This window comes from Cupriavidus sp. H19C3, from assembly GCF_049393815.1.
Lineage (GTDB): Bacteria > Pseudomonadota > Gammaproteobacteria > Burkholderiales > Burkholderiaceae > Cupriavidus.
This window is the reverse complement of sequence record NZ_CP184985.1, coordinates 860,969-874,168: the sequence shown is the minus strand read 5'-3', so window position 1 is coordinate 874,168 and position 13,200 is coordinate 860,969. Positions and strand designations below refer to the sequence as shown.

The 13,200-nt window shown below is 67.5% G+C and carries 14 protein-coding genes; 6 read left to right on the top strand and 8 right to left on the bottom strand.

Annotation, left to right across the window (positions count from 1 at the left end; all coding sequences use genetic code 11):
- Position 1: 1 nt before the first annotated feature.
- The 3 genes from DFLDMN_RS03955 (at position 2) to DFLDMN_RS03945 (ending at position 4,020) form a co-directional block, all read left to right on the top strand.
- Positions 2–2,206 (top strand): acetate--CoA ligase family protein, encoded by a 2,205-nt coding sequence (locus DFLDMN_RS03955; RefSeq protein ID WP_423197202.1) that lies wholly within the window; start codon positions 2–4, stop codon positions 2,204–2,206.
- A 15-nt stretch (positions 2,207–2,221) separates the two neighbouring features.
- Positions 2,222–3,115 (top strand): alpha/beta fold hydrolase, encoded by an 894-nt coding sequence (locus tag DFLDMN_RS03950; RefSeq protein WP_423197201.1) that lies wholly within the window; start codon positions 2,222–2,224, stop codon positions 3,113–3,115.
- Between the two features lie 104 nt (positions 3,116–3,219).
- Positions 3,220–4,020 carry an IclR family transcriptional regulator gene (locus DFLDMN_RS03945; RefSeq protein ID WP_423197200.1) on the top strand — a complete coding sequence of 267 codons (801 nt, stop codon included), beginning with the start codon at positions 3,220–3,222 and terminating at the stop codon, positions 4,018–4,020.
- Between the two features lie 69 nt (positions 4,021–4,089).
- On the opposite strand, the gene DFLDMN_RS03940 is transcribed toward DFLDMN_RS03945, so the two are convergent.
- A complete protein-coding gene (locus tag DFLDMN_RS03940) occupies positions 4,090–4,293 on the bottom strand; it encodes a zinc ribbon domain-containing protein (protein ID WP_423198302.1) in 204 nt (67 codons plus the stop codon).
- Between the two features lie 88 nt (positions 4,294–4,381).
- Between DFLDMN_RS03940 and DFLDMN_RS03935 the strand changes: the two genes are divergently transcribed.
- Together DFLDMN_RS03935 and DFLDMN_RS03930 are read left to right on the top strand one after the other, a co-directional pair.
- Positions 4,382–4,510 carry a hypothetical protein gene (locus tag DFLDMN_RS03935; protein ID WP_423197199.1) on the top strand — a complete coding sequence of 43 codons (129 nt, stop codon included), beginning with the start codon at positions 4,382–4,384 and terminating at the stop codon, positions 4,508–4,510.
- Between the two features lie 191 nt (positions 4,511–4,701).
- Positions 4,702–5,223 (top strand): DUF3016 domain-containing protein, encoded by a 522-nt coding sequence (locus tag DFLDMN_RS03930; protein WP_423197198.1) that lies wholly within the window; start codon positions 4,702–4,704, stop codon positions 5,221–5,223.
- A gap of 81 nt (positions 5,224–5,304) precedes the next feature.
- Here the strand turns inward: DFLDMN_RS03930 and DFLDMN_RS03925 are convergent, their stop codons facing one another.
- Together DFLDMN_RS03925 and DFLDMN_RS03920 are read right to left on the bottom strand one after the other, a co-directional pair.
- Complete coding sequence (locus DFLDMN_RS03925) at positions 5,305–6,642, bottom strand: PQQ-dependent sugar dehydrogenase (protein WP_423197197.1); 1,338 nt, start codon at positions 6,640–6,642, stop codon at positions 5,305–5,307.
- Entirely contained in the window at positions 6,639–7,139 is a 501-nt protein-coding gene (locus tag DFLDMN_RS03920) for a GFA family protein (protein ID WP_423197196.1), read from the bottom strand. Before DFLDMN_RS03920 ends, DFLDMN_RS03925 begins: the two co-directional genes overlap by 4 nt.
- Before the next feature lie 454 nt (positions 7,140–7,593).
- Between DFLDMN_RS03920 and DFLDMN_RS03915 the strand changes: the two genes are divergently transcribed.
- Complete coding sequence (locus DFLDMN_RS03915) at positions 7,594–7,929, top strand: hypothetical protein (RefSeq protein WP_423197195.1); 336 nt, start codon at positions 7,594–7,596, stop codon at positions 7,927–7,929.
- 197 nt (positions 7,930–8,126) lie between these two features.
- On the opposite strand, the gene DFLDMN_RS03910 is transcribed toward DFLDMN_RS03915, so the two are convergent.
- The 5 genes from DFLDMN_RS03910 to DFLDMN_RS03890 all read right to left on the bottom strand — a co-directional run bounded on the left by DFLDMN_RS03910 (position 8,127) and on the right by DFLDMN_RS03890 (position 13,036).
- Positions 8,127–9,065, bottom strand: coding sequence for a LysR family transcriptional regulator (locus DFLDMN_RS03910; RefSeq protein ID WP_423197194.1), 939 nt, complete (start codon positions 9,063–9,065; stop codon positions 8,127–8,129).
- Between the two features lie 118 nt (positions 9,066–9,183).
- Positions 9,184–10,080 (bottom strand): 2-hydroxy-3-oxopropionate reductase, encoded by an 897-nt coding sequence (locus DFLDMN_RS03905; RefSeq protein WP_423197193.1) that lies wholly within the window; start codon positions 10,078–10,080, stop codon positions 9,184–9,186.
- A 37-nt stretch (positions 10,081–10,117) separates the two neighbouring features.
- Positions 10,118–10,906: a 2-dehydro-3-deoxyglucarate aldolase gene (gene garL / locus DFLDMN_RS03900; RefSeq protein ID WP_423197192.1), complete on the bottom strand. Its 789-nt coding sequence runs from the start codon at positions 10,904–10,906 to the stop codon at positions 10,118–10,120.
- Between the two features lie 23 nt (positions 10,907–10,929).
- Positions 10,930–12,024 carry a malate/lactate/ureidoglycolate dehydrogenase gene (locus tag DFLDMN_RS03895; protein WP_423197191.1) on the bottom strand — a complete coding sequence of 365 codons (1,095 nt, stop codon included), beginning with the start codon at positions 12,022–12,024 and terminating at the stop codon, positions 10,930–10,932.
- 7 nt (positions 12,025–12,031) lie between these two features.
- Complete coding sequence (locus tag DFLDMN_RS03890) at positions 12,032–13,036, bottom strand: Bug family tripartite tricarboxylate transporter substrate binding protein (protein WP_423197190.1); 1,005 nt, start codon at positions 13,034–13,036, stop codon at positions 12,032–12,034.
- Between the last annotated feature and the right edge of the window lie 164 nt (positions 13,037–13,200).

The following is a 13,200-nucleotide window of genomic DNA, read 5'->3' as shown; positions in this document are numbered from 1 at the left end:
CATGATTACCTCGCATGTTGCTGGCGCCGCCGCGACCGCCTCCACGCCGCCGTCCACATCACCATCCACGTCGGCATCCACCGCGGCCGCCATCGCCCGCCTCGTCAAGCCACGCAGCGTGGCAGTGATCGGAGCCTCGGCCGATCCCAACAAGACCTCGGGCCGGCCGGTGTCGTATCTCACGCGGCATGGCTTTGGTGGCGCGATCTATCCGGTCAATCCCAAGGTCGACGCGATCGGCGGCATGCGCTGCTATGCCGATATCGGGTCACTGCCGGAAGTGCCTGACGTCGGCATCGTACTGCTTGGTGCCGAGCGCGCGCATCGGGCCGTGCGCGAGCTCGCGCAGCGTGGCACCACTGCCGCCATCGTGCTCGCCAGCGGATATACGGAGACGGGAGAGGAGGGCGCGCGGCGCCAGGCCGAGCTGCTCGAGGCCGCCGGCAGCATGCGTCTGCTCGGGCCCAATACCATCGGGCTGGTCAACGTGACCGACGGCATTCCGCTCTCGGCCAGCGGCGCGCTCGAGATGGAGCACTTTCCGGCCGGCAGCATCGGCGTGGTGTCGCAGAGCGGCGGCATCCTCGGCGCGCTGCTGTCGCGGGCCGCGGCGCGCGGCATCGGACTGTCGAAGCTGGTGTCTACCAGCAACGAGGCCGATCTCGACCTGGCAGACTTTATCGACTATCTCGCCGACGACCCGGCCACGCGCGTGATTGCGCTCTACGTGGAGAGCGTGCGGCATCCGCAAAAATTCCGCGCGGCGGCGCTCAAGGCGGCGGCAGCGGGCAAGCCCGTGGTCGCGTTCAAGATTGGCCGCTCGGAAGCGGGCGCACGCGCCGCGGTGTCGCATACCGGTGCGATGGCCGGCGCCGATCGTATGTACGATGCGCTGTACCGGCAGGTCGGCGTGATTCGTGCGCAGGCGTTTTCCGATCTCATCGATATTCCGGCCGCATTGACCACGGGCCGCGTTCTGCATGGCCGGCGCGTGGCGGTGCTGACTTCGACCGGCGGCGCCGGCACGCTGGTGTCCGATAGCCTCGGCGTGTCGGGCTTCGAGACGCCGCCGCCCGATGCCGCCACCGCGGACCTGCTGCGCGCGCTGCAGCAGGGCGATCATGCCGCGCTCGACCGCAATCCGATCGACGTCACGCTGGCAGGTCTGCAGCCGGACCTGCTGCGCGGCGCGATCCGCGCGCTGCTGGCAAGCCCGACCTATGATGCGGTCACGGTGATCGTCGGCTCCTCGGGCCTGGCGATGCCCGCGTTGATGGCCGATGCCATCAACGACTGCCTGCCGGAGAGCGACAAGCCGGTGCTGGCCTACGTCAGCCCGCATGCGCCGCAGGTGGCCGCGGTGCTGAACCAGCGTGGCGTGCCGGCCTTCAGCGCGCCGGAGAGCTGTGCGGTGGCGCTCGACGCCATGCTCCATGCGAGCGGCTTTGCGCGTCCGGAACCGGGCGTGCCCGCGCGCCACGATGTGGATACCGCCGATCTGCCGGCCGGCCCGCTCGACGAGGCTGCGGCCAAGCAGCTGTTTGCGCGCTTTGGCGTACCCGGCGTGCGCGAAGTCGTGGTCGACGCTGGCGATGCTGGCGATGCTGGCGATGCTGGTGACGCCGCCGTGGCGGCCGCGCAGGGTCTGGGCGAACGCGTGGTGCTGAAGATCCTGTCGGCGGCCATTACGCACAAGAGCGACGTGGGCGGTGTGGCGGTCGACGTGGCGCCGCAGGACGTGCGCGCGCGTCTGGCCCGCATGCGCGACGACGTGCGGGAACGCACGGGCAGCACCCCCTCGCGCTTTCTGGTGCAGGAAATGGTGACCGGCGGCGTGGAGCTGATTCTCGGCATGCACCGCGATGCGCTGGGTACCGCGATCCTGCTCGGCATGGGCGGCGTGACGGCCGAACTGTTCCAGGACACCACCCTGCGGCTGCTGCCGGCGGAAGGCGGCTTGTCGCGCGCCGAAGCCGCGTCCATGATCCGGGATTTGAAGACGTGGCCGTTGCTCGATGGCTACCGCGGCCGGCCCAAAGCTGACGTGGAAGCGCTCGCGGATGCTATTGTCGCGTTTTCGGTCATGACGGCAACCATGGGTGCTCGTCTGGTCGAAGCGGAGATCAACCCGGTGTTCGTGCTGCCGGCCGGCCAGGGCGTGCGCGCGGCGGATGGGGTGGTCGTCCTCGATGCAAGGCAGTACTGAGCAGGAGTAGGCAAGATGGTGGAAGTGGCTTCTGGCGAGGTCCTGGAGCGCGTGTCGCGCGCGCAGGAAGCGCAAGCGGCGGCATTTGTCGACAGGCTGACGGCGCAGGCGCGCTATTTCGTGACCGATGCCGCCGCTTGCGAGATCGTATGGCGGCGCTTTGGCGCGGGACCCGATGTGCTGCTGGTGCATGGCGGCCATGGTAGCTGGCTGCACTGGGTACGCAATATCGAGGCCCTCGCCGCGCACCACACGGTGTGGGCCCCCGACCTGCCAGGCTTTGGCGAATCGGGCGATCCGTCCGGCCCCGCCTTGCAGACGCTGGTCGAGACCGTGGTGGCCGGTTACGCGCAGTTGCCGGCCGTGGCGGATGGCGCGTCCGTGCCGCGGCCGGTCGATCTGATCGGCTTCTCGTTCGGCGGCCTGACCGCCTCGCATCTGGCCAGCGCCTTGCCGGGCGTGCGCAAGCTGGCGTTGCTCGGCCCCGGCGGCCATGCCGGCCCGCGCCGCCAGCAGCGCGCGTTGGTCGACTGCCGCCAGGCCGCCGATGCGCAGGCCCTCGCCGATGCCATGCGGCACAACGTGGAAGCATTCATGATCGAGGATCCGCGCCAGGTCGATGCGCTGGCGATGCTTGCCTACACCGAGTCTTGTCGCCACACGCGCTTCCGCAGCAAGCAGATTTCGCGCGCGGGCGGGCTGGCCGACGCGCTCGACCGCTTTGGCGGACCGGTGCTGATGGCATGGGGCGAGAACGATGTGACGGCCGTGCCCGAGGCGGTGCTGGCCGGCATGATCGCGGGCCGCGCGGGCCGTGAGGGCGCGCTGGTGCCGGGCGCCGGGCACTGGGTCCAGTACGAGGCCCATGCCGCCGTCAACGCATTGCTGCTCGACTGGCTTGCACGCTGACGCTTGAGGGCACAAGCGCACTGTGCGAGACTCGCGCGCTGGATCAGATATTTCCGCATGACGGAAATACGGCCGCCGGTCATGGCCGCGCAGGAGACAGGAACGTGGATTCGCAGGACGCCCGTAGCCGGGCCCGGGGCCGCCCGGCCAGTACGCAAGCCAACCGCTCGCTCGAGCGGGGTATCGAGATCCTGCGCGCGTTTCGCCCCGGCTCCGAGATCCTTGGCAATGGCGAGTTGGCCGAGCGTACCGGGCTGGCCCGCTCCACCGTCAGCCGCCTGACGCAGAGTCTGGTCGACACCGGCTTTCTGCAATACGACGCCGCCTTGCGCGCCTACCGTCTGGGCGTACCGCTACTGAGCCTGGCGCACGCCATGCGTACGGGATCGACCGTGTTGCATGTGGCCGCGCCGCTCATGCGCGACCTCGCGCAGGCCGAACATCTCAATGTGGGACTCGCCATGGCGGATCGCGACGAGATGGTTTATCTCGAATCGATCCGCTACGGCCGCCGTGCCTCGCTGCGCAATGTGGCGGCCGGGCAGCGCGTGCCGATGGCCCTGACCTCGCTGGGCCGCGCCTGGCTGGCCAGCGCGCCGCCGGCCGAGCGCGATGCGCTGATGACGCATTTTTCGCGGCGTTTTCCCGCCCACTGGCCCGAACTGGAAGCCGATATCCGCGCGTCGGTGGCGCAGGTCCGGCAGCAGGGCTGGTGCATCGCCAGCTGGCAACCCGAGGTGGTGGCGATGTCCACGCCGATGCAGCTCGGCCACTATCCGGTGCATGTGCTCAACGTGAGCCTCTCCACGCGCGCGCCGATCGAGGAGGCCGCGCGCGAACTCGCGCCATTGCTGATGCGGCTGGCCGGCGATATCGACGCCGCGTTTCGCAGCGCGCAGGGCTAGGCATATTCGCCTGACCGCCCGTGTCACAACGCAGCATGAAGCGGCCTTCGCCGCCCCAGGCAGCCAGGCCTAACCCGCCCGTCCCGCCAGCCTGACGCCGCCGGAGCCGCAGCCGCAAGTGGCGCTGTGCATGTGGGAGGCGCCGCCGTCGTTGCGGTCGAGGGAGCCGGCCGTCGTGCCGGCGAGGGAGGGGGCGGCGACCAGGGCGCGTGCGGCCGGTGCGCCGCAGCCAGGACAGGGGTAGGGCGTGTCGCGTTGCGAGATGGGTCGCATCCTGGCGAAGTCACCGCATTGTTCGCACCGGTAGTCGTAGGTAGGCATGTCGTGTTTCCCGCCGGCATGGCAATAAGACACAAGCTTAATGCAGTTCTCGCCTGCGCGGGGCTGGGCATGGGCCGGCACCACGGTGGCAGGCCGGGATGCGCGCCGCGCGGGCACCGTCATGTCCGGCATCGACGCGATTGTCCGTATCGGCTGGATGCGTGCGTGAGGGGCGAGCGGGCACGGGACGAGCGCACGGCGGACGCATGGTGGAAGGAACGCCGGCGCATCGTGGGCGAAGCGACGGACGAATGGAGGGCGAATGGAGGGCGAATGGAGGGCGAATGTCGCGGCGACAGTGGAGGATTGAAAGCTGCCTGTCCTAAGATGGAAGCCGCTGATCTTGCCAGGGGGCGTGCCATGTCCCGATTTACCGCCGTCGCCATCGCGCTGCTTGCGGCGCTTGGTTCCGCCACCGCCGCGGAGACGCCTGCCGCCACCGGCGCGGAAGGCCCCGCGAGTGCCCTGGTGGTCACGTTCGTCCATCCGGAAGCCTATACGGACGCTTCGCCCTCTGCGAGCTATGGTGCCGATCCGCGCGTGCTTGACGCGATCCGGGCGCACTTGCAGAAGCTGGCCAGTCGCGAATTGCCGGCGGGTTATTCGCTCGATGTGCGGGTGCTCGACGTCGACCTGGCTGGCTATGTCGACTGGCACTACCGTTCCGGCGATATTCGCGTGATCCGCGATGCGACGTGGCCCCGCATGACGTTGAGCTATGTGCTGCGGCATGGGGATGACGTGGTTGCCCGCGCCGAGAAGCAGCACGTCAACAACATGAACTTCCAATCCGGTGTGAGCCTGTACGCCAGCAACGATCCGTTGCGGTACGAGAAGGCCATGCTCGACGACTGGTTCGAGAAAGTCGTCAGCCGGCGCTAGCGGCAGCCGACCGGGAAGCCGACCGGCCCCCAGCGCAGGCAAGCCGCGCAGCCAGCCGGCCGCCCGCGCCGGCGTATCGCATCAGCGCGCGCCGCTCACGCGCCAGATCATGTTGCCGACATCGTCCGCCACCAGCAGTCCACCGCGCTTGTCGATGGCCACGCCGACCGGGCGGCCCTGCGCATCGCCGTCGTCGTCGACAAAGCCGGTCAGCACATCGAATGGCGCGCCGCTCGGCTTGCCCTGGTCGAACGGAACGAAGATCACCTTGTAACCCGAGCGCGGCTTGCGGTTCCAGGAACCATGCTGGCTCACGAACATGCCCTGCTGGAATCGCTGCGGCAGGCTGTTGCCCTGCGCCGCGGTCATGCCGAGCGAGGCGGTATGCGCGCCGACGGCATAGTCCGGCACGATGGCCTTGGCCACCATATCGGGCGCGGGCGGCTTGACGCGGGTGTCGACATGCTGGCCGTAGTAGCTGTAGGGCCAGCCATAAAAGCCACCATCGCGCACCGACGTGATGTAGTCGGGCACGAGGTCGTTGCCGATCTCGTCGCGCTCGTTGACCGAGGTCCACAGCATGCCGGTGTTCGATTCCCACGCCATGCCGTTGGGATTGCGCAGTCCGCTGGCGTAGATGCGATGCTGGCCCGTGCGCGGATCGATCTCCCAGATCGCCGCGCGCCCGACTTCCTTGTCGATGCCGTTCTCCGCGACATTGCTGTTGGAACCCACCGTCGCATAGAGCCTGGTGCCGTCCGGACTGGCGATGATGTTCTTGGTCCAGTGATGGTTGATGGTGCCCGCCGGCAGGTCCACCACCTTCTGGCCAGGAGCCGTGATGCTGGTCTGACCCGGCTGGTACGGAAAGCGGAGCACGGCATCGGTGTTGGCCACATAGAAGTCGCTGCCGACCATGGCCATGCCGAACGGCGAGTTCAGGTTCTGCAGGAAGACCGCCCGCACGTCGGCTACACCGTCGCCATCGGTATCGCGCAACAGCGTGATGCGGTTGGCGCTGGGCGTACCGGCGCCAGCGCGCTTCATGACCTGCTTCATGACCCAGCCGCGAATGCCCTTGGCGTCGTCAGGCTTGGGCGGCGCGTTAGACTCCGCCACCAGCACATCGCCATTGGGCAACACGTACACCCAGCGCGGATGGTCGAGCTTGTCGGCAAACGCGGTCACCTGCATGCCGTCGGCGGCGACGGGCTTGTGGCCATTCGACCAGCCCTTGGCCGGCGCGATATGGACGGTGGGAATGGTCTGTTGCTTGGGTTCGGACAGTAGCGGGGTCGGGCCGAAGGTGGCGGAATCCGGCAACCGCGACGATTCCCCGCAGCCGGCAAGCAACAGCGCGCCGCACACCAGCGGCAGTGGTGCGAACAGCGACAACAGTGAAAGCGGTCGACGCGTCATGAGATCTCCCTGGAAGACAGCAGGCCGTGCCGCTCATGCCAGTCGTGCAGCGATTCCTCGGGCCATGTGTCGCAATGCCGGTGGCCCTTGCCGCGCGGCACATCGACCCATGGCGCGACCCACGCGAGCCCGGCCTCGACCACCTCCGGCGGCCTGGGTAGCGGGGTATCGATGGCGCTCGCATGCGGATGCACCAGATCCGGCCAGCGTGGGTCCCACATCCACAGGGCGCTGCCGCATTTGACGCAGAAATGGCGCTGGCCCTTGGACCGCGTCGGCCGTTTGCCGGGCTCACGCATCACGGCGTGATAGATCCCGACGTTCTTCTGGCCGCGTACGCGCAGGGTATTGGCATCGCCGCCAAGATTGATCGCATAGCCTCCGCCGCCGGCAGTCTTGCGGCAGATCGAGCAGTGGCAATGCAGGTAAGGGTACGGCGAATCGGATTCCAGGCTGAACTGGACCGCGCCGCAATGACAGGATCCTTCGAGATGCATAAGACCTCCGGCCATGTCGCACTGATTTCAGTGTGGTCCAGCGCGCGGGTGATCGCAAGCGGTGCGCGCGCCAAAACCCGCGAAAAAATGGCCCCGACTGTGGCGTTGTCGGGTTCTGTCTGTCAGCGCGCGCGTGTTTTTGTAAGGAGATGTGTGAATGCGGCACACGCGACACGATGTGGCTTCTAAACTTCCGTGCACGGCGGAGAGGACTCGTATGACACGGCGCACGAGGCATTTCGCACGGGGCAATTCGCACAAGGCAATTCGCACAAGGCAATTCGCACAAGGCAATTCGCACAACGCAATTGCCTGCCACAACGCAATTGCCTGCCGCATTGCCTATGACGCGCCCACCGTCGCACGAGGTCTTCGCATGCCAACGTGTGGCGCCACGCTGCCCGGTGTCTTGCCGGTGGCGCTGTCCGATAACTACATCCTGAGAGGTCTCAACATGTCTTCGAATCGTACCCTTCGTTACTCGACGCTGATTGGCGCGCTCGCCGCCGGCCTGATGTCCGCGACCGCGTTTGCGCAGACGACCACGGCACCGGCCAACGCGACCAACGCCGTGCCACCGGGCATGACGCAGATCCAGCCGCCCAAGGATCCGCTGGTCGAACGCCGGGAAGCCCGCAAGCAGGCGCGCGATGAATACTCGGCACAGAAGAAGGCCGCCAAGTCGGAGTACAAGCAGGAGGTCGGCGCGGCCAAGCAGGAGCGCAAGGAAGCCTACAAGGAGGCTAACGAACAGGCCAAGCAGGAGTTGCAGCAAGGCACGAAGCAGTAAGCTGCCAGGCGACACCGCGCCGTGCGGTGTCGCCGCGCGTCATACCGTTTGACGGTGCCGGTAGGCGCGGTTCGCGCTTGCCAGCACCGGCAGCCACGCCAGCGGCATGGTGGGGCCAACGCCCGCACCGGCGCATCGACACTCACACCAGCGACATTCACACCAGCGCGACATTCGCACCAGCGCTCACACGGCGTTCACACCAGTCGCGCGCCGGGCCACGCGCCCGACATCACGATATTCCGCACCGACATCCGCACGGTCTGCATGATGTCCCACAGCTCGGGCACCGCCGGCCGGTTGCGCGCGGTGGCCAGTGCCACCTGGCGTGTCACCACCGGCTCGACAAGCCGTGCCGAATGCAGGCGCCCCTGTGCCACGCGGTCCGCGACCGCGGCAAACGGCAGCAGCGTCGCGCCGCATCCATCTTCCACCAGCCGCATCGATACCGTATTGGACGCATCGCATTCGAGCGCCATATTGAGCGTGGTGCCGACGCGCGCCGCCAGGGATTCGGCAAGCAGCCGCAGGCCATGGCCGGTGCTCGGCAGGATCAGCGGAATCTCGCCGAGACGACGCGCCGGAAAGGTCGGCCCGAGGTGGCTCCATGAGGTCGGCGTCACCAGCGTGAGGTCTTCTTCCAGCAGGATGTCCACCTTCAGCGCGCCTTGCTGCTCCGGCAGGTAGAGCAGGGCGACGTCGATCTCGCCCGCGGCCAGCCAGGCCAGGATCGGACTGGCAAGTCCTTCCACAAAGCGCAGCCGGGTGGCCGGAAAGCGCTGCTTGAGCGCGGTGCCAATGGCCGCGAAGGCGGTATTGGCGATGGTCGGCTGCGCCGCGATCACGAGTTGCGACGGCCCCTGCGCGGTGGAGGCACGCACGGCGGCACGCGCTTCCGACAGCGTACTGGCAACCTGCCGCGCGTAGCCGAGCAGCGTGTTGCCGGCATCGGTCAGCACCACGCCACGCCCACTGCGATGGAACAGGCGCGTGTCGAGTGCGGCCTCGAGCCGCGCGATCTGGCGGCTCACGGTCGACTGGTCGGCGCCAAGCTCGAGCGCCGCGCGCGAGATGCTCTGCGTATTGGCCACGCAGACAAACCACGCGAGATCGTCCGAGTTCAGCGGAGCGTTCAACGAGGCGCCCGGCGCAGGGCCACTGGCAGCACGTGTCGTGGTGCGCGTTGTGGTGCGAGTCGTGGTGCCACCCGTAGCGTGACCCGACTGGCGAGCGGAAGGATCCAGCGCGGCCACCTCAGCCCTTCGGCGTGTCGCCGATCTGGAACGAGGCCATATGTTCGAGCGCGCGCACCATGCCCGAATGGTCCCACGCGCCGCCGCCCTGGGCCACGCACACATTGAACAGCTGCTGCGCGGAAGCGGTATTGGGCAGACCCACGCCGAGCGCCTTGGCGGTGGACAGCGCCAGATTCAGGTCCTTCTGGTGCAGCTCGATGCGGAAGCCCGGATCGAAGGTCCGCTTGATCATGCGCTCGCCATGCACCTCCAGGATGCGCGAGCTCGCAAAGCCGCCCATCAGCGCCTGCCGCACGCGCGCCGGATCGGCGCCCGCCTTGGCCGCGAGCACGAGCGCTTCGCCCACCGCCTCGATGGTCAGCGCGACGATCACCTGGTTGGCCACCTTCGCCACCTGGCCATCGCCGACATTGCCCACCAGCGTGATGTTCTTGCCCATCAGCTGCAGCAGCGGCAGCACGCGATCGAAGACATCCTGCTTGCCGCCGCACATGATCGACAGCGTGGCGGCCTTGGCCCCGACCTCGCCACCGGAGACGGGCGCATCGACATACTCGCAGCCGAGCTGGGCCAGGCGCGCGGCGAACTCGCGCGTCTCGATCGGCGAGATCGAGCTCATGTCCACCACGGTCTTGCCCCTGGAGAGACCCTCGGCCACGCCCTTGTCGCCAAACAGCACGCGTGCCACATCGGGTGTGTCGGGCAGCATCAGGAAAACGACGTCCGCCTCGCGGGCCACGTCGGCGGCGCTGCCGCACGACTGCATGCCCGCGTCCAGCAGCTCCTGCGGCACGCCGCTGCGCGTATGGGCATACACCGTATGGCCCCCTTGCTGCAGATGAAGCGCCATGGGCTTGCCCATCACGCCAAGTCCGATGAATCCGATCTTGCTCATATCAACATTCCATTCAGAGTGGGTACATCAGGCGGTATCAACCGGCAAAACGCTCGCGCAGCGCGCGCGTGGCGTCGCGGAGCAGGACATGGTCGAGACCCACGGCAACGAAGTGCGCGCCCATGTCCAGGTAACGGCGTGCATCGGCTTCCACCGGTGTGAGCGTGCCGATGGCCTTGCCGGCGCGGTTGGCGGCATCGTAGATGCGCTGCACGGCGGCCTGCACGTCCGGATGATTGGGGTTGCCCAGGTGACCATAGGCGGCGGCAAGGTCGTTGGGGCCGATAAAGATGCCGTCGACGCCATCGACCGCACAGATCTCGTCCACGGCTGCCACACCCTTGCGGCTCTCGATCTGCACCAGCACGCAGATATTCTCGTTGATGGTCTTGAAGAAGTCCGGCAGCGTGCCGTAGCGGTTCTGGCGCTGCGCGCCCGACACGCCGCGCACGCCGTCAGGTGGATAGCGGGTGGACTGCACCGCGCGGCGCGCCTCGTCGGCCGATTCGATAAACGGAATCAGAAAGTTGTAGAAGCCGATATCGAGCAGGCGCTTGAGCATGATCGGATCATTCCACGGCGGGCGCACCACCGGCGCGCTCACGCTGTCCTTGAGCGCCATCAGCTGCGGCACCAGGCTCAGCACGTCGTTGGGCGAATGCTCGCCGTCGAGCAGGATCCAGTCGAAGCCGGCCAGGCCGACGATCTCGGTGGTAATGGGGTGGCCGAGCGAGCTCCAGCAGCCGATCAGGCGCTTGCGTGCCAGCACGTCGGCCCGGAAGCGATTGGGCAGCGGCGACAGGTGGGGAAGGTGGGCAGTGGTCATGGGTACTCCTGTGTGCATCCGGATCAATCGAGCGCGAGCCGCGAAAGCGGCCCGGGCGAGTTGCCGCGCGACTGCAGCACGCGCGCGGCGGCATCGTCGAGCTGGGCGAGCGTGCCGGCATCGACCGGAATCGTTTCGGCACGAAGCTGGCGCCACGCGCGCTCCGGGTCGCCGGGAAAACGGATGGTGTCGATGCCGGGCTGTAGCCGCGAAGCCTTGACCCACTCGACAAATGCCTCGACCTCGTGCCCGAACGTGGTGCTGCTGCCGAGCCGCGCCGGATCGAACACGATCGCCAGCATGTTGTTCCACACCGCATGCTCGTGCGTCAGCGATTCGGGGCGGATGGTGTGGCCGCCGGTCACCGCAGCGCCGAGCAGCTCGCACATGACGGCGAGCACATAGCCCTTGTGTTCGCCGAAGGTACGCAGCGCGCCGCGCGGCCCGCCACTCGCGGGAAACATCACCGACGGATCGTCGGTCGGGTTGCCGTGATCGTCGATCAGGCTGCCGGCCGGGGCCGGTACACCCTTGTTATGGGCCACGCGCACCTTGCCGAGCGCCACCGCGCTGGTGGCAAAGTCGAGCACCAGTGGCGGGCGGCCCGGCACCGGCACGGCGATCGTGAAAGGGTTGGTGCCAAAGCGCGCATCGTAGCCGCCGTGCGGCGCCACGATCGGCTTGGACAGCACGTTGACGAAGTGAATCGAGATCAGTCCCGCCGCCGCGGCCTGCTCGGCCCAGTGGCCGACGCGGCCCAGATGGTGCGCGCGGCGCAGGCCCAGCACGCAGACGCCATGCACCTTTGCACGTTCGATGCCGATGCGCATGGCCTCCTCGGTCACCGCCTGACCCATGCCGCGATTGCCGTCGAGGCTGACGATGGCTTCCGACTCGTGCACCACGGTCACGCGCTGGTTCAGTTGCAACTGGTCGGCTTGCCACGACAGCACGTACTTGGGAATCATGCCCACGCCGTGCGAGTCGTGCCCGGACTGATTGGCCAGCACCAGATGGTCCGCGGTAAGCCGCGCCTCGCGTGCGTCGGAGCCGGCGGCCAGCCACAGGTCCTGCACCCACCGGTGCAGGCCGTCGGCCGGAATGCGATGTTCGCTCATGCTGCGTTTACTCCAGTCGAATGTTGGCCACCTTGATCAGCTCCGCCCATTTGGCGACTTCGCGTTTCTGGAACGCGCCCAGTTCCGCCGGACCGGCGCCGGACGGCTCCACGCCGAGCGCGGCGAGGCGGTTGCGGATTTCGGGCTCGCGGATGATCTTGCCGATCTCGGTGGCAAGGCGGTTGACGATCGGCATCGGGGTGCCGGCCGGCGCAAAGATCGCCTGCCACGACACGATCTCGTAGCCCGTGAGGCCGGCCTCGGCAACGGTCGGCACATCGGGCAGTTCGGCGGCGCGCTTGCTGCCGGTGGTGGCGAGCGCGCGGAATTTGCCCGACTGGATCATCGGCATGGCGGCGATGCTGTTCTCGAACACCAGGTCCACCTGGTTGCCGAGCAGGGCCTGCACCGCCTGGCTGCTGCCCTTGTAGGGCACGTGCGTAAGCTTGAGGCCCGCCATGTTGGCGAACAGTTCGGCCGACAGATGCTGCGAGGTGCCGTTGCCAGACGAACCGAAATTGATCGAGCCCGGCCTGGCCTTGGCCGCCGCGATCACGTCCTGCACCGATTTCCACGGACTGCTGACATTGACCACGAGCACGTTGGGCAGCGTGCCGATCAGCGTGATGGGCTGGAAGTTTTTGACTGGGTCATACGGCATCTTGGGGTACAGGCTCACGTTGATCGAATGCGAGCTGACCGTGCCGCCCACCAGCGTGTAGCCATCGGGTGCCGCCTTGGCGACGTAGTCTGAGCCGATATTGCCGCCGGCGCCGGGCCGGTTCTCCACCACCACGGATTGCCCCAGCACCTGCGACAGACGCTGCCCGATCAGCCGCCCGAGCAGGTCGGTGGTACCGCCTGCGGCAAAGGGCACCACGTAGTTGATGGGCTTGCTCGGCCATTTGTCCGCGCTCTGCGCCCGCACCTGCGGCACGACCGCCATGCAGCCAAGGCAAAGCGCGGCCAGCAGCGGCCGCATCGGACGAATGATGCGAAGGGGGTAGGGCATTGCGTGGTCTCCTGTTGTTCTGTAGTTTTCAGGGCGTTCTCACGAGCGCTCCGCCAGCAAATCTACACGCCTGTCCGCGGCGGTGTCTTGCGGGATTTGCATAACAGAAATGCACGATAGACCGCGCAGCGACCGCCGTCAAACGGAACAATCGCAAACAATTC

Bases quoted from the DNA above. Each gene is read 5' to 3' on its own strand.
- garL (WP_423197192.1), bottom strand. From the start codon at position 10,906: ATGACCACTGCCCACCTTCCCCACCTGTCGCCGCTGCCCAATCGCTTC.
- DFLDMN_RS03935 (WP_423197199.1), top strand. From the start codon at position 4,382: ATGCAGTTCTCGCCTGCGCGGGGCTGGGCATGGGCCGGCACCACGGTG.
- DFLDMN_RS03920 (WP_423197196.1), bottom strand. From the start codon at position 7,139: ATGCATCTCGAAGGATCCTGTCATTGCGGCGCGGTCCAGTTCAGCCTG.
- DFLDMN_RS03895 (WP_423197191.1), bottom strand. From the start codon at position 12,024: ATGAGCGAACATCGCATTCCGGCCGACGGCCTGCACCGGTGGGTGCAG.
- DFLDMN_RS03955 (WP_423197202.1), top strand. From the start codon at position 2: ATGATTACCTCGCATGTTGCTGGCGCCGCCGCGACCGCCTCCACGCCG.
- DFLDMN_RS03915 (WP_423197195.1), top strand. From the start codon at position 7,594: ATGTCTTCGAATCGTACCCTTCGTTACTCGACGCTGATTGGCGCGCTC.
- DFLDMN_RS03925 (WP_423197197.1), bottom strand. From the start codon at position 6,642: ATGACGCGTCGACCGCTTTCACTGTTGTCGCTGTTCGCACCACTGCCG.
- DFLDMN_RS03950 (WP_423197201.1), top strand. From the start codon at position 2,222: ATGGTGGAAGTGGCTTCTGGCGAGGTCCTGGAGCGCGTGTCGCGCGCG.
- DFLDMN_RS03930 (WP_423197198.1), top strand. From the start codon at position 4,702: ATGTCCCGATTTACCGCCGTCGCCATCGCGCTGCTTGCGGCGCTTGGT.
- DFLDMN_RS03940 (WP_423198302.1), bottom strand. From the start codon at position 4,293: ATGCGACCCATCTCGCAACGCGACACGCCCTACCCCTGTCCTGGCTGC.
- DFLDMN_RS03905 (WP_423197193.1), bottom strand. From the start codon at position 10,080: ATGAGCAAGATCGGATTCATCGGACTTGGCGTGATGGGCAAGCCCATG.
- DFLDMN_RS03890 (WP_423197190.1), bottom strand. From the start codon at position 13,036: ATGCCCTACCCCCTTCGCATCATTCGTCCGATGCGGCCGCTGCTGGCC.